General features: G+C 70.0%; 17 protein-coding genes. 2 read left to right on the top strand and 15 right to left on the bottom strand.

Going from position 1 to position 19407, the window contains the following annotated elements:
- Positions 1-6 precede the first annotated feature (6 nt).
- From ACWPXE_RS29155 to ACWPXE_RS29135, 5 genes are all read right to left on the bottom strand, one after another.
- The gene (locus ACWPXE_RS29155; RefSeq protein WP_454020625.1) at positions 7-834 is read right to left on the bottom strand and encodes an ABC transporter permease; all 828 of its coding nucleotides are present in this window, start codon (positions 832-834) and stop codon (positions 7-9) included.
- Positions 831-1796, bottom strand: coding sequence for an ABC transporter permease (locus ACWPXE_RS29150; RefSeq protein WP_454020624.1), 966 nt, complete (start codon positions 1794-1796; stop codon positions 831-833). Before ACWPXE_RS29150 ends, ACWPXE_RS29155 begins: the two co-directional genes overlap by 4 nt.
- Positions 1793-3310 (bottom strand): ABC transporter substrate-binding protein, encoded by a 1518-nt coding sequence (locus tag ACWPXE_RS29145; RefSeq protein ID WP_454020623.1) that lies wholly within the window; start codon positions 3308-3310, stop codon positions 1793-1795. Before ACWPXE_RS29145 ends, ACWPXE_RS29150 begins: the two co-directional genes overlap by 4 nt.
- 213 nt (positions 3311-3523) lie before the next feature.
- Positions 3524-4579: a helix-turn-helix transcriptional regulator gene (locus tag ACWPXE_RS29140; protein WP_454020622.1), complete on the bottom strand. Its 1056-nt coding sequence runs from the start codon at positions 4577-4579 to the stop codon at positions 3524-3526.
- A gap of 159 nt (positions 4580-4738) precedes the next feature.
- Positions 4739-5146 carry a glycine-rich domain-containing protein gene (locus ACWPXE_RS29135; RefSeq protein ID WP_454020621.1) on the bottom strand — a complete coding sequence of 136 codons (408 nt, stop codon included), beginning with the start codon at positions 5144-5146 and terminating at the stop codon, positions 4739-4741.
- 585 nt (positions 5147-5731) lie between these two features.
- Here ACWPXE_RS29135 and ACWPXE_RS29130 point away from each other — a divergent pair.
- The gene (locus ACWPXE_RS29130; RefSeq protein ID WP_454020620.1) at positions 5732-6280 is read left to right on the top strand and encodes a hypothetical protein; all 549 of its coding nucleotides are present in this window, start codon (positions 5732-5734) and stop codon (positions 6278-6280) included.
- A 41-nt stretch (positions 6281-6321) separates the two neighbouring features.
- On the opposite strand, the gene ACWPXE_RS29125 is transcribed toward ACWPXE_RS29130, so the two are convergent.
- From ACWPXE_RS29125 to ACWPXE_RS29085, 9 genes are all read right to left on the bottom strand, one after another.
- Complete coding sequence (locus tag ACWPXE_RS29125; RefSeq protein ID WP_454020619.1) at positions 6322-8847, bottom strand: sensor histidine kinase; 2526 nt, start codon at positions 8845-8847, stop codon at positions 6322-6324.
- Positions 8834-9508: a response regulator transcription factor gene (locus ACWPXE_RS29120; RefSeq protein WP_454020618.1), complete on the bottom strand. Its 675-nt coding sequence runs from the start codon at positions 9506-9508 to the stop codon at positions 8834-8836. The genes ACWPXE_RS29125 and ACWPXE_RS29120 overlap by 14 nt, the downstream gene beginning before the upstream one ends.
- A gap of 38 nt (positions 9509-9546) precedes the next feature.
- Entirely contained in the window at positions 9547-10425 is an 879-nt protein-coding gene (locus ACWPXE_RS29115; RefSeq protein WP_454020617.1) for a universal stress protein, read from the bottom strand.
- Between the two features lie 13 nt (positions 10426-10438).
- Complete coding sequence (locus tag ACWPXE_RS29110; protein ID WP_454020616.1) at positions 10439-11110, bottom strand: TerC family protein; 672 nt, start codon at positions 11108-11110, stop codon at positions 10439-10441.
- Between the two features lie 27 nt (positions 11111-11137).
- A complete protein-coding gene (locus ACWPXE_RS29105; protein WP_454020615.1) occupies positions 11138-12682 on the bottom strand; it encodes a tripartite tricarboxylate transporter permease in 1545 nt (514 codons plus the stop codon).
- 53 nt (positions 12683-12735) lie between these two features.
- Positions 12736-13224: a tripartite tricarboxylate transporter TctB family protein gene (locus ACWPXE_RS29100; protein ID WP_353861895.1), complete on the bottom strand. Its 489-nt coding sequence runs from the start codon at positions 13222-13224 to the stop codon at positions 12736-12738.
- Positions 13225-13293: 69 nt separating this feature from the next.
- Positions 13294-14271 (bottom strand): Bug family tripartite tricarboxylate transporter substrate binding protein, encoded by a 978-nt coding sequence (locus ACWPXE_RS29095; protein ID WP_454020614.1) that lies wholly within the window; start codon positions 14269-14271, stop codon positions 13294-13296.
- A 76-nt stretch (positions 14272-14347) separates the two neighbouring features.
- A complete protein-coding gene (locus tag ACWPXE_RS29090; RefSeq protein ID WP_454020613.1) occupies positions 14348-15319 on the bottom strand; it encodes a Bug family tripartite tricarboxylate transporter substrate binding protein in 972 nt (323 codons plus the stop codon).
- A gap of 553 nt (positions 15320-15872) precedes the next feature.
- Positions 15873-16625 (bottom strand): TSUP family transporter, encoded by a 753-nt coding sequence (locus ACWPXE_RS29085; protein WP_454017934.1) that lies wholly within the window; start codon positions 16623-16625, stop codon positions 15873-15875.
- A gap of 126 nt (positions 16626-16751) precedes the next feature.
- On the opposite strand from ACWPXE_RS29085, the gene gcvA reads away from it, so the two are divergent.
- A complete protein-coding gene (gcvA, locus tag ACWPXE_RS29080; protein ID WP_454020612.1) occupies positions 16752-17666 on the top strand; it encodes a transcriptional regulator GcvA in 915 nt (304 codons plus the stop codon).
- Positions 17667-17794: 128 nt separating this feature from the next.
- On the opposite strand, the gene ACWPXE_RS29075 is transcribed toward gcvA, so the two are convergent.
- A complete protein-coding gene (locus tag ACWPXE_RS29075) occupies positions 17795-19318 on the bottom strand; it encodes a UxaA family hydrolase (protein ID WP_454020611.1) in 1524 nt (507 codons plus the stop codon).
- Positions 19319-19407: the final 89 nt, after the last annotated feature.

Below are 19407 nucleotides of genomic sequence, written 5' to 3'. Positions count from 1 at the left end.
ACGGCCTCACGGCCGGCGGAACGGTTCCCCCCGCGGGTCGAGGCCTTCGCGCAGCCCCTCGGCCAGCAGATTGATGGCCAGCGCGATGGCGGCGACGGTGACCGTGGTCGCGGCGATCAGGTGGGGGGCGTCGCGCAGGTCGGCCAGCCCGTCGCGGATCAGGGTGCCCAGCGACACCGCCGGCTCCTGGATGCCCAGACCGAGCCCGCTCAGCGTCGCCTCCGCCACCATGACGGGACCGATGGAGAGGGCGGCGCGGATGGCGACCGGCCCGGCGACCGCCGGCAACAGATGGCGGCGGACCGTGTGCAGCGGTCCCGCGCCGAGGGCGGCGGAGGCCCGCACATGCTCGGCGGTCCGGTTGGACAGGGCCAGCGCCCGGCACCAGCGGACCTGCGAGGGCCATGCCGCCAGGGCGAGCGTCAGCACCATGGCCTCGGTGCCCGGACCCAGCAGCGCGGCGGCGACGATGGCGAGCGACAGCTCGGGAAAGCCTTGCAGCAGGTCGGCCAGCCGCAGGACCACGGCGTCGGTGCGCCCGCCGACCCAGCCCGCCACCCCGCCCGAGGCGACGCCCAGCCCCACCGCCAGGGCGAGCGCCAGCCCGGCGATGGCGGCGGAGGTTCCCGTCCCGGCGATCAGCCGGGCGGCGACGTCGCGGCCCAGCCCGTCGCACCCCAGCGGGTGGGCGGCGGATGGTTCCGCCCAAGCCTGCCCGAGATCCATGGCGGACGGGTCGAGCGGCAGCAGAAGGGCGGCCAGGGCCAGAAGCACCGCCAGCGCCGCCGCGAGCAGCAGGCCGGCGCGTCCGGCGCAGGAACGCACGGCGATCATGACGGCTTCCCATCGCCGCGCAACCTATTGTTGCGGAGTCGCGGATCGGCGAGACCGATCAGCAGCTCGGCGGTCAGGCTGATGGCGATCTGCATCAGGACGAAGACCAGAACGGTGGCTCCGGCGACCGTGTGGTCGCGGGCCAGCACCGCCTGGACGGTCAGCCGCCCCACCCCCGGCAGGGCGAAGACGGTCTCCACCGCCGCCGTGGTGGTGAGGATCGTCCCGGCCACCGATCCGGCCGCCGCCGCCAGCGGCACCAGAGCGTTCGGCAGGGCGTGGCGCAGCAGAACGGCGGTTCGTCCCAGCCCCTTGGCCTGCGCGGTGCGGATGAAGTCGCGTCCCAGCACCTCCATCACCTGGGTCCGTGTCAGGCGGGCGATCATCGCCACCGCCGGCAGGGCGAGCGCCGCCACGGCCCAGGGCGCCGTACCGGACCCCGCCAGCATCAGCCACGTCGCCAGCGCCAGCGGCGGCACCGACAGGGCCATCACCGACCCGATGGTGAGGGCCGTGCCCGGCCACGCCCGCCGGACATCCGCCGCGGCGAGGCCCAGCAGGAGTCCGAGGGGCAGGGCCAGCACCGCCGCACCCGCCATCAGCCCCAACGTCACCGGCAAGGCTTCGCCCAGCAGCGCCGTCACCGGAACGCCGCCATAGCGCAGCGATTGGCCGAGGTCGCCGCGCAGCAGGGCCAGCGTGTAGGACAGGAATTGAACGGCGATCGGCTGATCCAGCCCGGCGTCTTCCCGCAGCCGGCGGATCATCTCCGGGTCGGCGGCCCGACCGTCGACCATAAGCAGGACCGGATCGCCGGGAAGCGCGTGGGAGGCCAGGAAGCTCGCCAGCACGGCGGCTCCGGCCAGAAGAAGAAGCGCCGGCAGGCGCCGGGCCATTCGCCAAGCCAGTCGCCGAGCCAGTCGCCAGGACAGGCCATAGCGGCCGAGGCGGCGTGCCGTCATGGCAACCGGGCGGAATGGTAATCCGTCGTGCCGTCCGGCCGGATGACCACCCCGGTCACGCCGGGCCGCACCAGAGCTACGAACTGCGGCACGGGAAGAGGCACCGCCACGGCCTGCTCCCGGAGCAGGGCTTCGGCGTCCCGGTAGAGCGCGTTGCGGGCGTCGGGGTCGGCGAGGCCGCGCGCCCGCTCCATGAGCCGGTCGAAATCCGGGTTGTGCCAACGGACGCGGTTCGTCGGGCTGGCGCTGTGCCATTGGGTGGCGAGCTGGTCCATGGGATCGGGGAAATCCGCCGTCCAGCCGTTGATGAACAGCGCCTCGCGCCCCTCGTTGATCGCCGCCACGAAGGCCGCGCGCTCCTGGATGCGCACGCCGACCGGAATGCCCAGCGCCGCGGTGAGCTGGGCGGCGAAATAGGTGGCCTCCTCGCGCACGTTGGGACCACCGGCGATCTGGAGCGGCGGCAATCCGCGCCCCCCGGCGTGGCCGGACTCCGCCAGAAGCGCCTTGGCCCGGTTCGGATCGGTCGGGGTCAACGGCACCGCGTCGGGGTGGTAGCCGCCCAGGCCGGGCGTGACGAAGCCGTTCGTCAGCAGCGCCCGCCCGGCATGGAGCCCGTTCACCGTGGCGACCCGGTCCAGCGCGTAACGGAACGCCTCGCGCACCCGCCGGTCGCGGAAGGGCGGGTACAGATCCTGGTTCAGGGCAAGATAGCGCACCTGCGCGCGGGAGAAGGCCGCGATCTGCCCGTCGTAGCGCGGCTGACGGACCACCGTGCGCACCGCGTTGTCGGGAAGCGGCGCGATGTCCAGCTCTCCGGCGTCGTAGCGCGCCAGCAGCGTGTTGGTGTCGGGCAACACCGCCAGGGACACCGCCTCCACGGCCGGAGCACCGCCCCAATAATCGGCGTGGGCCTCCAGACGCACGGATTCGCCGCGCCGCCAGGACGTGAGGCGGAACGGCCCGGTGCCGCCGGACGCCCGCTCGTGCCAAGCCGGCCCGAATTCGTCCTCCATGCCGCGGTCGACGAACAGGAACGGGTAGAGCGGGAACAGCGCGTCGGGTTCGGCCAGCCGCACGACGAGTGTGTGAGGGTCGGGAATGGCGACGCCGGACAGCGAGGCGGCGGTCCCCTGCTGCAACGCCGCGGCCCCCTCGATGCCGCGCAGGTAGAAGGCGCTGTAGCCGGGCTGGGGCGTGCGCGTCAGATGGTGTTCCCAGGTCCACAGGATGTCGGCGGCGGTGAATGGGCGTCCCGAATGGAACCGCACGTCCGGGCGCAGGGTAAAGCGCCACGTCCGCCCGCCGTCCGGCGTCTCCCAACGGGTGGCCAGCGCCGGAACGGCGTTGCCGGCGGCGTCGACGGCGGTGAAGCCCTCATAGACCTGCCGCAGGACACCGGATGAGACCAAGCCGGGAAAGGCGAACGGATCGATGGTCGTCAGATCGTCGGAAAGGCTGGCCCGCAAGGTTCCCGCCGCTGCCGGAAACACGGCACCCGCGACACCGGTCACGATGGCCGGATATCCTGCCCGCCGTGTCGGCGCGCGCCGTCGCCGAGCTTCTCCAGATCACCGGATCGGAAGCCGAGATCGCGCTGGCACTGTGCTCCGGCCAGAGCGGAACCGGAACTGCACCGGACGTCCGCCATATGTATGCACAAGAGTGCGTCCATATCCAGGTATTCGCGCGGCCGGCGATGCATCGGGCAGCATACCCGGATTCGATCAGACGCGCGACCCGAAATGCCAGCAGATCGTCGTCACCTGCCGCACGATTCCCGCTTGGTTGCGCAGGCCGGTCTTGCCCAGGATGGACGAAACCTGATTGTAGACGGTGCGCCGCTCCACCCCGCGATCCTCGGCGATCTCGTCGACGCTCCGGCCGGAGCACAGTGCCAGCGCGATCTCGGCTTCCGATCCGGTGATCTGGAGAAGCTCGGCGACGGCGCGCGCCGACACGGCGGGCAGGATATCCGGATCGACGAGAGTCAGGAGGAGGATGCCGGTCATCGGGCCGCCGCTTCCGACGCTTTGGGCCGGCGGCTCCGACAGGGTGGCGAAATAGGGCGACGGCTGGTCCAGGCGCGACACGCGCAACGTGATCGGCGTACGGGTGCGGCGGCGGAAGAAGCCGGCGGCCCGCTTCGACAGTTCCGCCTGTTCGGTGGGTGCGTCCGGGATGATCAGCCGGCCGCCGACCAGGGACAGCCCGTCTCCCCGCGCCACGATGGAGGCGAAGGACTGGTTGCCGTCGATGACTTGGCAGCGCGGCGTCAGAAGCGCCGCCGGGTAGGGCAGGGCGTCGAGAAGCCGGACGACGAAGGTGGGCTGGCCCGACGGCGGCAGGACGCTGCCGCCGTTGAGGGAGATCAGGCTGTCGAAGCCGCCCCGGACGCTGTCCTGGACGTTGCTGGTGACGTCGCGCCGGATCTGGTACCACCAGCCGTCCGTGTCGTCCAACCGCTCGTAGGTGATCTGGATGACCCGCCCGTCGGAATGGAGCGTGAAGGACTGCCAGAACCGGTTGAACCGGCGGAGATCCTCGGCATAGCCGATCCATCGCGCCGGATCGGAATAGATGGTGTCCGAGCTGAACTTCTTGTGCTTCACGCATTCCCACACGATGTCGCGGAACGTCACCGAGCGTGAGAAGTCGATGAAGGGATAGATCGTCTTCTGCTTGTCGTTGGTTGCCAGCAGCGTGTCGCTCTTGTCGAAGACGGTGAGCGCGGCGTTCATGTCCCGGGCGCGGCTGGAGAGGTCGTGGACCAGATCGGACATCAATCCTTCCTCCCTTTCGCTGCCAGGGGTGACGGGATGCGCCCCTGACCGTGGCCTGGGCCGCCGGTCAGGGGAGCGTTCGCGGAGCGCGCTGCCAATCGTATGAATTTAGCAGCAAAACAACCGCATCATGCAACGGTCAATACGATGGTATGACGCTCAGGCCGCCTCGACCGTGAGGTAGCAGCCGGCGAGTTCCTCCGTTCCCAGCTCCACGCCGAGCGTCGTCCGGAAGGCGTCCTGGGTGTTGGCGACAGCCTTCTGCCAAGCGGCGGCGTCGGGAGCGTCCGGGTGATGGTGAACCCGGGCGCCCACAAGACGCATCATGTCCGCCTCGTAACGGTCCATGAACAGGATGTGCTCGTGCCAAGCCGCGTCGGCCGCCTTCGTCGGGACCAGGATCAGGTTCGGCTTCGCCGCGACCACGACGAGGAACTGGCGGTAGGCCTCGACCGACGCCGCGGCCTGATCCGACGTGTAGCCGGCCATCTCGAGCCGCTTGTTGATGAAGGAGAGGTCGAGGTTCGCCGGCTGCACGGGCGAGACGCGTTCGCTGTTGTCGTTCATTCTCAATGGTCCTTTCAGAAGGGAATGAGGTTCACTTCGGTCCTCGAAGACCTCCGCCCGATGACGCCGGCCCGTGCCTTGTGGGAAAACGTTGCCCGCGGTGGCATCCGGCAGGCTTCAGGCGAGAGGTGTCCTGACCGGCGGTGTCCCGCCGGCCGATGCCTGTGCGTGGCACCGTTCGGCTTGATCCGGCTGATGCCGTGGGCAAGCCGCCAAGGCTGCGTTCGCGTGCGCCGCGCGTCCCGTACGCTCCTGCAACAGGCCCGCCATGCGCCCCTCCTGCATACCCGAGTGTATCATAGTAGCGGTTGTGCAAGCGCTCAAGGAAATATCGCGTATTTGTATTGAATCTGTCGATGATAGTTTCCCAAGGTGGAATACATACGCGTTCATTTCCGCTGTGGTGATAGCCGATTCTTGTGAAACATCTCACTTGATAGAATCGTTTCCGTTGCTATCCGCGGAAGAGTTGGTATCTTCTGCGTGAGGTTGCAAATCCATGTCATTGTCATGGGGTTCCGGATGCAGGACCGGCGAGCACATCCTTTTTCTTCACCATGGCTCAACGGACTGCTCGCAGAGGCTTTGCGACGTCCGGTTCTCGACGGGGCCGAGGACGCTCTGATCCTTGCGGACCTCTTCGCCGCGGTTGCGCCGCCGCTCCCCGCGGATGCGATCACCCGGGCCTCACGGGCCAGCGGCTGGCTGCATCAAGCGGTGGCGACGGCGCAGGAACAGCCTCCGCATCGGGTGGGCCGGGACCTGAGGAGCTTCGCCGACTACATGGTCGAGGCGGTGCGGTTGATGCAGCGGCACGGCCATTTCCAGGACCGCAACGACCGTCAGCGGGTGAAGGCCCTCCTGAAGAAAGCGGGTGGGCGTGGGGTGGTGCCGGACCGGACCGCCGCCGCGGAGCGTCTGCTGGCCGCCGCCGAAAGCCCGGACGCGGGGCGGTCGGATGCGATCGCCGAGGCCCTGGGCACCGGGGCGCTCGGTCCGCCGGGCGGTCTCGATTCCGCGACGACGGTGCTGCTCGGGCTGGCGGCCCTGCCGGTTGACAAGCGCCGGACGCGGCTGCACGGCATGGGCATGGCCCTGCGGGCGCCGTCGCCGCCGGAAGGCTGGAATGGCTGAGGCGTCGCACAGGAGAGCGGGTTGCGGATCCTCTCAAGGACTCAGGGCAGCAGGATCGCCGACTGCCATTGCTGCAGGAACCGCTCCCGCTTCAGCCGGTCGAGGAACACCAGCAGGGCCGGGCTGAGGGCGATAGGGTGCAGCGGCGCCGCCGTGCTGGAGCGCAGGCCCGACGCCGACGCCTCCCGCTTGATGCCGGAGGAGATGGCGTAGAGGGCGGAGCGGTCGGCCACCACCTCCTGCCCGCGCGGCGACAGCAGATAGTCGATGAACCGGCCGGCGAGCTGCGGCCGGGGCGCCGTCCGGGGAATCACCGCGACGCGGGAGATGACCAGCGTGTAGTCCTCCGGCACCACGATGCCGATGGGCGCCCCCGCCGCCGCCCGCGCCCGCGCGTAGGAGCCGAGGACGTTGTAGGCGATCAGCACCTCGCCCCGCTCCACCATGTCGAGGATCTCGCCGGAGCAGCAGGCCAGCCGCGCCTGGGCGTTGCCCATCATCGCGACGAGCTGCCAGTACTGGCCGAACAGCAGGGCGTCGTGGGAAGCCAGCAGATAGCCGATGCCGCTGGTGGCCGTGTCGTAAGTGGCGACGCGCCGGCCGAAGCGCGCCGGGTCGTCGCGCAGCAGCCGGATCAGCGCCGGGCGCGTGCGCGGCACCTGGGCGTCCGGCAGAAGGTCGCGGTTGTAGGCGATCACCGCCGGCTCGAAGGTGAAGCCGAAAGCTTCGTCCCGCCAGTTTGCCCAGTCCGGCAGAGCGTCGGTCAGGGCGGAGCGGTGGGGCTGGGTGTGACCGTCGTTGACCAGCTTCACCTGCAGGTCGGAGGCCGAGCTGATGAGCAGGTCGGGAGTCTCCGCCGCGGCCCCCTTGGCCGGCACGGCCACCGCCTCGGCGTAGAGGTCGGCGGTGTCCATGTCCTTGTATTCGACGGTGACGTCGGGGTGGAGCTGCTGGAAATCGAGGACCAGCGGCTCGATGGCCTGCCGGTCGGTGGCGGAATGGATGCGCAGCCGCTCCCGCTCGCCGCCGGGGGCGGGGTAGGTGAGCAGTTGCGCCGCCTGCGCGGCCTGCATCCAAGGCGCCCAGAGCAGGGCGACGAGGACCAGAAGGGGCAGCAGGGCCCGCGTGGCCCCTCCCCCCGCCGTGGTGATTCCGCCGCCCGCCTCTGGGAAGTCGATGCGCGCGATCAGCCCGCCGCCGGGGCGGTCGAGCAGGGACAAATCCGCTCCGTGCGCCTCGACCACCGAGGTGACGATGGCGAGGCCCAGCCCGCTGCCCGCCACCCCGGCGGCGGAGCTGCCGCGCCCGAACCGCTCCAGCACGCGGCGCTTCTCGGCGTCCGGCACGCCGGGGCCGCGGTCGGCGATCTCCACGCGCAGACCGCGCCCGTTTGGCCGGGGGGTCAGCGTCAGGTCGATGGGGCCGGACGGGCCGGCGTACTTCACCGCGTTGTCGAGCAGGTTGGTCAGCGCCTCGCGCAGGCTGATGGCGTCGCCGGGGACGGTGGCGGGTTCCGCCGCGCGGTCGATGTCCAGGCGGATCGCCGTGTCGCCGGCCACCGCGCGGGCGCGCTGGAACACCTGCTCCAGCAGGGCGCCGAGATCGACATCCTCGGGCTTCAGCGCCTCGCTGCGGTGGATCACCATGGCGTGGTTGAGGAGTTGGCTGGTGAGCTGGCTGGCCTCCACCGCGTTGCGGTGCACGCGCTGGGCGATGCGGTGGAGGGCATCGGGATCGTCCTCGTCGATGGCGAGTTCGGCCTGCAGGCGCAGGCTGGCCAGCGGTGTGCGGATCTGGTGGGCGGCGTCGGCCAGGAAGGTCTGCATGGTGTCGAGATTGGATTGGAGACGTGCCATGAGCTGGTTGATCGCCTGGACGAGCTGGGAGACCTCCTGCGGCGGCGGCATGGCGATGGGGGAGAAGTCGTGGGGCTGCCGCTCGCGGATCATCCGCTCCAGCGAGCCCAGGGGGGCCAGCGCCTGCCGCACCCCGAACCAGATCAGCCCGCCCGCCGCGACGACGGTGAAGGCGATGGGAAGGAAGGCGTTCGCCAGGATGTCGCGGGCCAGCGCCCCGCGCTCCTCCCGCGTCTGGGCGACGGCTATGGTGACCCAGCCGCCGAGGTCCGGCTGCGTGGCGAAGCGCTTCAGGACGGCGACGCGCACCGGCATGCCGCGGAAGCTGGCGTTCTCGAAACGGGTGGTGGAGTCGCTGCCGGCAGCGCCGGCGACCGCGGCCTTGGCGGGCGCCACCGGCAGGTCGTGGTAGCCGGTGACCAGCTCGCCGTCCGGCGCGGTGATCCGGTAGAACACGCGGTCGCGCCGGGCCTGGGCCAGGATGCCCAGCGAGGAATAGGGCAGGTCGACGGAAAAGCGCCCGTCCTCCACCCGCACCGTGTCGGAGATCGACAGGGCCGACGCCATCAGCAGCCGGTCGAAGGCGGCGTCGGCGGCGCGCTGGGCGTAGGCGCTGACGAACAGGAACAGCCCGGCGGTCAGGACGGCCAGCACGCCGAGCAGCCGGATGAACAGCCGCCGCCGCAGCGAGAATCCTTCAGCCTTCGGCACACACTTCCGCCACATACCCCAGCCCCCGAACCGTCCGGATCTCCACCGACGCGCCCTCCAGCTTGCGCCGGAGGCGGGAGACATACAACTCGATGGCGTTCAGCGCGGTGGGCTGGTCGAGGCTGAACAGCCGGTCCATCAGGTCCTCCTTGGACAGGACGGTGTTCAGGTTGCTGAGAAACAGCTCCAAAAGGCGGAATTCGCGGCCGCCCAGATCGACGGGGCGGGCGTCGACCAGCACCTTCTTGGCGGCGGCGTCGAAGACCAGATTGCCGAACTGCGTGCGCGAGGAGGCGAGTCCGTGCGAGCGGCGCAGCAGGGCGCGGCAGCGGGCCTCCAGTTCCCGCAGGTCGAAGGGCTTCACGATGAAGTCGTCGGCCCCCAGATCGAGCAGGTCGACCCGCACATTCACCTGCGAGCGGGCGGTCATCACCAGGACCGGCGTGGCGTCGCGGCGCTGGCGCAGGCGGTTCAGCAGCGTCTGTCCGTCCACCCCCGGCAGCATGATGTCGAGCAGGACGAGCTGGTACGCCTCCTGGCGCAGCAACTCCTCCGCCTCGTCCCCGGTCGGCGCCCAGTCGACGGCGTAGCCCAGCTTGCGCAGCCGGTGGACGATGGCGTCGGCCAGATCCTCGGTGTCCTCGACGACGAGTATGCGCATGGTCCGTCTCCCGGTGCCGGGGCACCGTAATGCACAAATCAGTGCGCCATGAAGATGGGAATGGCGGGCGGCTCGCGCAGCACGTCGAGCGTCACGCCGCCCCATACCCGCTCACGCACACGGCTGTGGCCGTAGGCGCCCATCACCAGCAGGTCGCAACCGGCCTCCGCCGCCGTCTCCTGCAAGGCCCGCCCGACCGCGCGACCCGACGCCGTGACCTTGCGGATGGTCGCCGCGACACCGTGCAGGGCAAGGTAGGCCGACAGGCGGTCGGGGTCGGCGGTGCGTCCGGGATCGGCGACCTCCGCCGACAGGATGACCGCCTTGCCGGCCCGTTGCAGAAGCGGCAGCGCCGCCGCGACCGCCCGCGAGGCCGCGGCCCCGCCGTCCCAGGCCACAGCGACCGCGGACCCGACCGAGGCCGGTTCGGCCGCCGGGGCCAGCAGCAGGGGGCGGCCGGAGCCGAACAGGGTGGCCTCGATGGCCGGACCCATGGCGTTGGTCCTGTCGGAGGTCTGGGCGATCACCACCAGATCGGCGAGCCGCGCCTCCTCCGCCAAGGTCTCGGCCAGCGGGCCGGTCGCCTGCTGCCAGGAGGCGGACAGGCCGTCCGCGCCCTCGCCGCCGCCGGTCAGGCTGTCCGCCTCCGCGGCGCCGAAGCGGCTGCGGAATTCCTCGAACAGGTCGTGGGCGGAGTCGATCACCCGCGCCTGATCCTCCTGCCCGATGCGGATGAGTTGCTCGACCAGCGCCTTGGGAATCGCGGCGCTTTCCACGGAGGTGCGGATTTCGACCTGCGGCATGACGCTCAACCCTTCCACATGGGCGCGGAAGCGGGTGGCGAGCAGAAAGGCCGTGGCGATGGCGCGGCGGTCCAACGGCCGCCCGGTCAGGGGAACCAGTACCTTCTTGATCATCGGAAGCGCTCCGTCACGATAGCCGGGAGGTGTGCATGAGGACTTCGTTGCTGCCGCGCCAGATCATGTCGAGCGCCACATAGGTGATGATGACGAGACCGACCCAGCCGACCCAGCGGTGCTTGTGCAGCACATGCGCGATCATGTTGGCCGCGGCCCCCATCAGCACGACGGACAGCAGCAGGCCGATGACCAGGATGGTGGGGTGGTCCTTGGCGGCGCCGGCCACGGCCAGCACGTTGTCGAGCGACATCGACACGTCCGCCACGACGATCTGCCAGATCGCCGCGCCCACCGTGACGCCGCCGACCGCGGCACCGGCGGCGGCGCTTCCGGACACGCCCACCGGCGTGTCGGGGGCGTCCATCGCCTCGTCGGGCGCCACCTCGTCCGTCCCGTGGGAGCGCAGCTCGCGGTACATCTTCCAGCAGACCCACAGCAGCAGCACGCCGCCGGCCAGGGTCAGCCCGATGATGGCGAGAAGCTGCGTGGTGATCAGCGCGAAGAAGATGCGCAGGACGATGGCCGCACCGATGCCCCAGAAGATCACCTTGCGGCGCTGCGCCAGCGGCACCGCGGCGGCGGCCATGCCGACGACGATGGCGTTGTCGCCGGCCAGAACGAGGTCGATGGCGACCACCTGCCCGAGGGCGGCGAGCTGCGACCAGAGATCGACGCTTTCCATGGAAAAGTCCTTCGCGGGATGGCGGTCTTACGTCGCGGGATGGCTGCCGGACGGCGAGGCGCTGCCGCCCTTGCCCGCGCTCTTGCCCGCCCCGTTGCTCCGGTAGCGCAGGACCATCGGGCCGATCACCAGCAGGGCCGCGATGATCAGCAGGACCGCCGAAATCGGGTGGGTCAGGAAGACCGACGGGTCGCCCTGGCTGATCGCCAGCGCGCGGCGGAACTGCTGTTCGGCCAGCGGACCCAGGATCAGCCCGACCACGCAGGGCGCCACCGGCACGTTCAGCACGCGCATGCCGAAGCCGGCCAGCCCGATCACCCACAGGATGACCAGATCGATGACGTTGTTGTTCAGCGTGTAGGCGCCAAGCGACGAGAAGACCAGGATGCCGGCGTACAGCCAGTGCCGCGGGATCAGCAGCAGCTTCACCCAGAAGCCGACCAGCGGCAGGTTCAGCACCAGCAGAAGCACGTTGCCGATGTAGAGGCTGGCGATCATGCCCCAGACCAGCTCGGGGTTGTTGTCGAACAGCGTCGGGCCGGGCTGCAGGCCGTATTGCTGGAAGGCGGCGAGCATGATGGCGGCGGTCGCCGAGGTCGGCAGGCCGAGCGAGAGCAGCGGCGCGAGCACGCCGGCGGCCGACGCGTTGTTGGCGGCCTCCGGTCCGGCGACGGCCTCGATGGCGCCCTTGCCGAACTCCTCCGGCTTCTTCGCCAGACGCTTCTCGATCAGATAGGACAGGAAGGTCGGGATCTCGCTGCCGCCTGCCGGCAGGGTGCCGATGGGGAAGCCCAGCAGCGTGCCGCGCAGCCATGGCTTCCACGAGCGCGCCCAGTCCTCGCGGCTCATCCATTTGGAGCCCTTGAGCGCGTAGATCTCCTCCGTCTCGAAGCGGTGGCGGGAGGCGACGTAGAGCGTCTCGCCGACCGCGAACAGGCCGACCGCGACCACCACCGTGTCGATGCCGTCGAGCAGCTCCGGCACGCCGAAGGCCAGCCGCGCTTGGCCGGTCTGCATGTCGATGCCGACAAGGCCCAGCGCCAGCCCGAGGAACAGGCTCGCCAGACCGCGGGCCAACGAGCTGCCCAGCACGGCTGTGACGGTGGTCAGCGCCAGCACCATCAGCGCGAAATACTCGGCCGGGCCGAACAGCAGCGCCATCTTGACCATCAGCGGGGCGACGAAGGTCAGCGCCGCGGTGGCGATGGTGCCGGCGATGAAGGAGCCGATGGCGGCGGTCGCCAGCGCCTGGGCGCCGCGGCCCTGGCGGGCCATGGCGTGGCCGTCGATGGCGGTGACGATGCTGCCGGACTCGCCCGGCGCGTTCAGAAGGATCGAGGTCGTCGAGCCGCCGTACATGGCGCCGTAGTAGATGCCGGCGAACATGATGAAGGCGGAGGTCGGCTCCAGCCCGTAGGTGACCGGCAGCAGCAGGGCCACGGTCAGCGCCGGGCCGATGCCGGGCAGCACGCCGACCGCGGTGCCCACCGTCACGCCGATCGCCGACCACAGCAGATTGTACGGCGTCAGCGCCACGAGGAAGCCGTGGCCCAGGGCGGCAAGGGTGTCCATAGTGCAGTTTCCTTCCCGAAGCGGGGGCGCGATGCGGGGCTTGTCCGGCGTCCTTATTCGGCGTCGGGGGAGGTGAGCCGTTCGACGATGCTGCCCTCGGGCAGGTTCAGGCCGAGCCCGTAATTGAAGGCCACGAAGGTGAAGGCGGCGAGCGCCAGCCCGATGGCGAGATTGACCATCAGCCGCCGGCCGCCGAAGGCGCGGGAGACCGCAGCGAACAGAATGGTGGTGGAGGGTATCCAGCCCAGCGTGTCAAGCAGCAGGAACTGGACGGCCAGCCCCGCCGCGACCAGCGCCACCGCCCACAGGTCCAGTTCCAGCCCCTCGGCGTGGGCAACGGCCCCGGCGAAGGCTTCGCGCAGCAGGGACAGGCCGACCAGGACGAGGCCGCCCGAGATCAGGTAGGGGAACAGGGCGGGGCCGACCACCGCCCGGCCGACGCTCGGGGTCAGCATGGTCTCGACCGCGATCAAGCCCCCAAGGGCGATCAGCCCGCCGCCCAGCACCGCCTCTCCGGCGCGCATGCTTCGACCGGTGGTCATCGCTTCATCCTCCCAGACTGTTTTTTGCGGACCGGTGGGCGCGGCGACCGCGCCCACCCGGTTCGGTCCTCACTTCACGAGGCCGATGTCCTTCAGCGTGCCCTCGATCTGCGCGCGCTCCTGCTTCAGGAAGGAGGCGAACTCGGCGGAGGGCTGGTAGAGGTCGATCCAGCCGCGCTGCTTCACGGCCTGCTTCCACTCGTCGCTGGCGACGGCCTTGGCGACGGCCTCCTGCAGTTCCTTCAGCTCGGCCGGCTTGGCGGAAGCCTGGGCGAAGACGCCGCGCCAGTTCACGAACTCCAGGTCGACACCCTGCTCCTTGAGGGTCGGCGTGTCGGAGCCCGGCAGGCGCTGCGGGGCGGAGACGGCGATGGCGCGCAGCTTGCCCGCCTGGAACTGCGGGGCGAACTCGCTGTAGCCGCCCATGCCGAGCGTCACATGGCCGCCGAGCGCCGAGGCCAGCAGCTCGCCGCCGCCCGCGGTGGCGACGTAGTTGACCTTGTTGGGATCGACGCCGACCGCCTTGGCGATCAGCCCGGCCAGGATCTGGTCGCTGCCGCCCGCCGAGCCGCCGCCCCAGGACACCGAGCCGGGGTCCGCCTTGAACTTCTTGATCAGGTCGTCGAAGGTCTTGATGGGCGAATCCGGGGGAACGACGATGGCCGTGTATTCACCGGTCAGCCGGGCCAGCGGGGTCACCTGATCGAGCGTCACCGCCGACTTGTTGGTGACGATGGCGCCCAGCATGATCTGGCCGCCGACCAGGATCGTCGGCGAGCGCTTCTTGGCGGTGACGAACTGGGCGAGGCCGACCGTGCCGCCGGCGCCGGGGATGTTCACGACCTGGATGTTGGAGGCCAGCTTCTGGTCTTGGAGAACCTGCTGGAGCGTGCGGGCGTGCTGGTCCCAGCCGCCGCCGGGGCTCGCCGGGGCGATGATCTCCAGCCCCTTGATCTCGGCCATCGCCGGGGCGGCGGCGAGGGTGGCCGTGGCGAGGACGGCGGCGGTCAGGACGCCCTTCACGGCGCCCGGCATGCGGATGGTCATGACGCTTCGCTCCATGGCTGTGTCTTGTTTTGGGGTGCTTTGTTTTGAAACCCGGCGGCCTGCCGCCGGCCAACCGTCACTTGACGAGGCCCAACTCGGTCAGGACGCCTTCGATCCGCGTCCGCTCGTCCTTGACGAAGGCGGCGAACTGGTCGGGCGGCAGGTAGAGGTCGATCCAGCCGCGCTCCTCGGCGATGCGCTTCCACTCGTCGGTGCGGACCATGGCGCCGACCGCGTCGTCCAGGACCTGCTTCTCCGACGCCTTCAGGTTGCCCGGCGCCATGACGGCGCGCCAGTTCACCAGCTCGACATCCACGCCCTGCTCCTTGAAGGTCGGGACGTCGATGCCGGGAAGGCGCTGCGGGGCGGAGATCGCCAGGGCGCGCAGCTTTCCGGCCTGGAGCTGCGAGGCCATCTCGTTGTAGCCGCCGGTCGCCACGGTGATGTGCCCGCCGAGCACCGAGGCCATCATCTCGCCGCCCGCTCCGGCGGCGATGTAGTTCATCTTGGACACGTCGCCGCCGATCGCCTTGACCAGCAGGCCGTAGAGGATGTGGTCGGGGCTGCCGACGGCGAAGCCGCCCCAGGAGACCGAGCCGGGATCGGCCTTGAACTTCTGGACCAAGTCGTCGAGCGTCTTCAGCGGAGAATCCGCAGCCACGACGATGGGCTGGTACTCGCCGGTCAGGCGGGCCAGCGGGGTCACCTGATCGAGCGACACCGGCGACTTGTTGATCAGGATCGCCCCGATCATGCCGAGGCCGGAGATCATCAGGCCGGGGTTGCGCTTCTTGGCGGTGACGAACTGGCTGAGGCCGATGGTGCCGCCGGCTCCCGGAATGTTGACCACCTGGACGCTGGAGGCCAGCTTGTGGTCCTGAAGGACCTGCTGCATGGCGCGCGCGTGCTGGTCATAGCCGCCGCCGGCGTTGGCGGGGGCGATGATCTCCAGATTCTTGATCTCCGCGGACGCGGGAGCGGCGAACAGGGCGGCAGCGGCCAGCACGGCCGCCGCCAGCATCCCCTTGGCGGGGTTGCCGAGGCTCATGGTGTTTCCTCCGAGTGGACTTTTTTGCTTTTTGGACGGCGCTTGCTGCGCCTTACGGTGCCTTGGCGGTGGACCTCTGCGGGCGCGCCTCATAGAGGAGGACGGAGCCGCCGGCCCCCGCGCCGCAGGCGGCGCCATAAAAGAGCGGGGTTCGCTCGTCCGCCGATGCGGTCTTCGCCGTGGGTTCCGCCGGCTTTCGGGCTGCGGATTCGGTCGCCATGGTGGAGGTTCCGGGAACGGTGGTTGGTTGTTCCAACTGTTTAACAGGCGAACCTGTCATGAACCTGTCAGCCACCAGCCGGCCATGCAAAATTTCGGCGCTCCACCCGGAAGAGGCGGAGACCGGTTCGTGGCGGTTTTCCCCCCGCCGGGGTGATGGGGAGGAGCACTTTGCCCCTTCCCCAACCCTCCCCGCTCTCGGCGGACCGAAGGTCCGCCTGCCCGTCAGCGCAAACCATAGGTTTGCGCGAGAGCTTCGCAGGGGAGGGGATTTTCAGCTCCCTCCCCTGCGTCAGCGGGGAGGGCCAGGGTGGGGGCAAGAACCCCTCGGAACCTACCCCACCACCAGCAGGAACAGCCCCTGGCCGAGATAGACGGTGCCGGTCAGGGCGACGAGACGCTGGCTCCAGGTGCGGAACTGGGCGTCGCTCATGGCGTCAAGCACGCGGCGCGACAGGTTCGTCCCCAGTACGGCCATGCCGATGCAGACGAGCGTCACCGTGATGTCCAGCGCCTCCGCCTCCGACGCCGCGACGAGGGAGCCGAAATAGACCGTCTTGAACAGATGGCCGAAGACCTGCATCGTCGCCTTGGTCGCGACGACGCTCTGCCGCGACAGGCTGGACTTCACGAAGAAGACGTCGAGCAGCGGCCCCGAGATGCCGGCGATCAGCTGCACGCCCATGCACAGGACGCCGGCCAATGTGCTGTGGCCGCGCCGCGACACGTTCGGCGACCAGTGCGACGGGACGGCCATCGCCATGAAGGGCGAAAGCCCCAGCACGATCAGCGATTCCGCCTTGCCGGGCACGTAGCGGATCAGGGTGAAGACAGCGACCGCAACCGCCCCGCCCAACAGGAACCGGGCCACGATCCCCCATTGCACGTGCCGCCGCCACAGCCACGCCCGCCAGCCGTTGGCGGTCATCTGCGTGATCCCGTGCAGCAGCATGGCCGAGGACACCGGCAGCAGCACCAGCAGCAACCCCATCAGCACCATGCCGCCGGCCATGCCGAACAGGCCCGACAGGAACGAGGTCACCAGCGCCGCAAGGCCGAGTCCGAGTGTCAGGGGAACCGTCAGCATCCCGCTCGTCCGAAAGTTTTCTTTGGCTGTGGACCGCATGATGCCCCTGACGCGCTTGCGCCGCAAACGGGATTGTCTGATGCTGACCCCCAGGAAATGTTGGGGTGCATGGGAGGAGGGGATCGGATGCGGCGCCTGCCATCGCTGAACGCCTTGCGGGCGTTCGAGGCCGCGGCCCGCCACGGCAGTTTCACCGGGGCGGCGAGCGAGCTGAACGTCTCGCAGGCCGCGGTGAGCCGCATGGTGCGCCTGCTGGAGGAGCGGATGGGCTTCCCGCTGTTCGAGCGGCGGGCCAACGCGCTGGAGCTGACCGACCGCGGGCGGGCGCTGCAGCCCGGCCTGACCGGCGCCTTCGACACGATCGCGGAGAGCGTCGAGCGGGTCGCCGCCATGCGCGATGGCCCGGTGCTGACCTTGGGGGTGGGTGCCACCTTCGCGGTGCGCTGGCTGATCCCGCGCCTGTCGGCCTTCCACGAGAGCCACCCCGACGTGGAGGTGCGCATCGCCACCGGCGGCGCCGGCGCGCCGATCCGCGAGGATTGGACCTGCGCCCTGCTGCTGGGCGACGGGCACTGGCCGGGCTACGAGGTGGAGGAGCTGTTCACCGCCGACATGCTGCCGGTCTGCGCGCCGGCTCTGGCGCGGACGCTGCGCCGTCCGGAGGATCTGCTGTCGGCGACGCTGCTGTCGGTGTCGCACTGGGCGGACGACTGGCCGCACTGGTTTGCCTCGGCGGGGCTGGCGCCGCCGGCCGTGAAGGGGCTGTCCTTCAGCAGCTACGCCATGACCTTGCAGGCGGCGGCGGACGGGGTGGGGGTGGCGCTGGGGGCGCGGCTCTACATCGCCGACGATCTGGCGGCGGGCCGGCTGGTCACGCCTTTCGCGCTGGCCGTGCCGATGGGGCGGGCGTGGTATCTGGTCTCGCGCCCGGCGCGGCACCGGGAGCCGGGCTTCACCGTCTTCCGGGACTGGCTGCGCACCGCCGTTGGATCGTCAGACCCCGAAAAGAAAAGACCGCCGGAGCGTGCCCCGGCGGTCTGAAGTCGCACTTTGGAGAAACGTCACTCGGCGGGACCACGCGCACGGCGCGGCCTGCCGATTGGGTTTCAAAGGATAACCGAACGAAAACACTTATACTAGTATATCACTGAGTGCGCAAGCCCTTTCGCTCACATGACGGCGCCCATCTGCCAGGGCGTGAACTCGTCGGAGCCGAAGCCCAGCTCCTCGCTCTTGGTCTTCCGGCCCGACGCGGTGTCGAGGATGAGCTGGAAGATCGCCCGCCCGACCTCCTCGATGGTGGCGTCGCCGGTGGCGATGGGGCCGCAGTCGATGTCCATGTCGTCGGGCATCTTGCGGAACAGCGGCGTGTTGGTGGCGAGCTTCAGCGAGGGCGTCGGCTTGCAACCGAAGACGGAGCCGCGCCCGGTGGTGAAGCACAGCACGTTGGCTCCACCCGCCACCTGCCCGGTGGCCGACACCGGGTCGTAGCCCGGCGTGTCCATGAAGACGAGGCCCGGCCCGGTGATCGGCTCGGCGTAGCGCACCACCTCGACAAGGTTGGTCGTGCCGGCCTTGGCGACCGCGCCCAGCGACTTCTCCAGGATGGTGGTCAGACCGCCTTTCTTGTTGCCGGGCGACGGGTTGTTGTTCATCTCGCCGCCGCTGCGGCTGGTGTAGTCCTCCCACCAGCGGATGCGCTCGACCAGCGTCTCGCCGACCGCCGGGCTGACGGCGCGGCGGGTCAGCAGATGCTCGGCGCCATAGACCTCCGGCGTCTCGCTCAGCACCGCGGTGCCGCCGTTGCGGATCAGCAGATCGACGGCGTGGCCCAGCGCCGGGTTGGCGGTGATGCCCGAATAGCCGTCCGAGCCGCCGCATTGCAGCGCCAGGATCAGATGGCTGGCCGGCACGGTCTCGCGCGTCACGTCGTTGACGCGGGGCAGCAGGGCGCGGATGCGCTCCACGCTCGCCCGCACGGTGGCGGCGGTGCCGCCGCTCTCCTGGATCGCCAGAGTCTGCAGGGTGTCGCCGACGGTCAGCCCCTCGACTTCGACCAGCTTGTCGATCTGGTTCACCTCGCAGCCGAGGCCGAGCACGAGCACGGCGGCGAAGTTCGGGTGGCGGGCGTAGCCGGCGATGGTCCGGCGCAGCGCGTCGATGGCGTCGCCCTGCGAGCCCATGCCGCAGCCGTAGGAATGGGTCAGCGCGACCACCCCGTCGATGTTGGGGTAGGCGGCCAGCGCGTCGCCGCGGAACTGGTCGGCGATCATCCGCGCGGCGGTGGCCGAGCAGTTCACCGTGGTCAGGATGCCGATGTAATTGCGGGTCGCCACGCGCCCATCCGGGCGGACGATGCCCTGGAAGGTGGCGCGCTCCGCCTCCGGCACGAGGTCGGTGGCGTGGACGTCGGCACCGAAGGCGTAATCGCGCTCGAAGCTGTCGCCCACGCCGATGTTGTGGACATGGACATGGTCGCCCGGCGCGATGGGGGCGGTCGCGAAGCCGATGACCTGGTTGTACTTGCGCACCGGTTCGCCGACCGCGATGGCCTGCACCGCGACCTTGTGGCCGGAGGGGATCGCGGTCCGGGTGACGACGCCGGTGTCGGGCAGGGGGGTGCCCTCCGGCAGGTCGGCGCCGGCAACGACGACGTTGTCCGCGGGGTGCAGGCGGATGGTCAGCGATGCCATGGTGGTGGTCCTCTCATGGAGATTCCCTCCCCCTCTGGGGAGAGGGGCAGGGGGAGGAGGATGCGCGTGGCGGTACGTCCGGCAAAAGC

Source organism: Azospirillum sp. Marseille-Q6669 (assembly GCF_965111635.1).
The sequence above is the reverse complement of the archived record's forward strand: the minus strand, read 5'-3'. Positions and strand labels throughout refer to the sequence as shown.

Excerpts from the sequence above, each read along its gene's own strand:
- ACWPXE_RS29155 (WP_454020625.1), bottom strand. The coding sequence starts at position 834 with ATGATCGCCGTGCGTTCCTGCGCCGGACGCGCCGGCCTGCTGCTCGCG.
- ACWPXE_RS29150 (WP_454020624.1), bottom strand. The coding sequence starts at position 1,796 with ATGACGGCACGCCGCCTCGGCCGCTATGGCCTGTCCTGGCGACTGGCT.
- ACWPXE_RS29140 (WP_454020622.1), bottom strand. The coding sequence starts at position 4,579 with ATGTCCGATCTGGTCCACGACCTCTCCAGCCGCGCCCGGGACATGAAC.
- ACWPXE_RS29135 (WP_454020621.1), bottom strand. The coding sequence starts at position 5,146 with ATGAACGACAACAGCGAACGCGTCTCGCCCGTGCAGCCGGCGAACCTC.
- ACWPXE_RS29120 (WP_454020618.1), bottom strand. The coding sequence starts at position 9,508 with ATGCGCATACTCGTCGTCGAGGACACCGAGGATCTGGCCGACGCCATC.
- ACWPXE_RS29115 (WP_454020617.1), bottom strand. The coding sequence starts at position 10,425 with ATGATCAAGAAGGTACTGGTTCCCCTGACCGGGCGGCCGTTGGACCGC.
- ACWPXE_RS29110 (WP_454020616.1), bottom strand. The coding sequence starts at position 11,110 with ATGGAAAGCGTCGATCTCTGGTCGCAGCTCGCCGCCCTCGGGCAGGTG.
- ACWPXE_RS29105 (WP_454020615.1), bottom strand. The coding sequence starts at position 12,682 with ATGGACACCCTTGCCGCCCTGGGCCACGGCTTCCTCGTGGCGCTGACG.
- ACWPXE_RS29100 (WP_353861895.1), bottom strand. The coding sequence starts at position 13,224 with ATGACCACCGGTCGAAGCATGCGCGCCGGAGAGGCGGTGCTGGGCGGC.
- ACWPXE_RS29095 (WP_454020614.1), bottom strand. The coding sequence starts at position 14,271 with ATGACCATCCGCATGCCGGGCGCCGTGAAGGGCGTCCTGACCGCCGCC.
- ACWPXE_RS29090 (WP_454020613.1), bottom strand. The coding sequence starts at position 15,319 with ATGAGCCTCGGCAACCCCGCCAAGGGGATGCTGGCGGCGGCCGTGCTG.
- ACWPXE_RS29085 (WP_454017934.1), bottom strand. The coding sequence starts at position 16,625 with ATGCTGACGGTTCCCCTGACACTCGGACTCGGCCTTGCGGCGCTGGTG.
- gcvA (WP_454020612.1), top strand. The coding sequence starts at position 16,752 with ATGCGGCGCCTGCCATCGCTGAACGCCTTGCGGGCGTTCGAGGCCGCG.
- ACWPXE_RS29075 (WP_454020611.1), bottom strand. The coding sequence starts at position 19,318 with ATGGCATCGCTGACCATCCGCCTGCACCCCGCGGACAACGTCGTCGTT.